Raw genomic sequence first — 266 nt, 5'->3', positions numbered from 1 at the left:
CATCACGCCAAACCAAACAGACGCGCTGAAAAAGGCTCTGCCAAGGTTTTACCAACTCCCAAAGGGCAAATGCTTGGTTTTTTGGATGGTTTAAATCACCCAAATCGATACCGGCACACAACGTCCCTTCGGCACCATTTAAAATCACCGCACGTATCGTCTTATCTTTGCTGATGCGACCCGCTACTTTGATCAACTCATCGACCACCTGAAAGCTCAGGGCGTTTTTTTTCTCAGGGCGGTTTAAGGTAACGGTGAGAATGTGG

General features: G+C 47.7%; 1 protein-coding gene. It reads right to left on the bottom strand.

Features of this window, described 5'->3' with window-relative positions; translation table 11 throughout:
• Positions 1-266, bottom strand: a 266-nt coding sequence (locus AAEZ06_RS27440; protein ID WP_350617266.1) for an enoyl-CoA hydratase-related protein, incomplete at both ends; no start/stop codon positions are given.

The organism is Pseudomonas sp. HY7a-MNA-CIBAN-0227, from assembly GCF_040310325.1.
Lineage (GTDB): Bacteria > Pseudomonadota > Gammaproteobacteria > Pseudomonadales > Pseudomonadaceae > Aquipseudomonas.
Note: the sequence above shows the minus strand (reverse complement) of the source record. Positions and strands in the feature narration are given on the sequence as shown.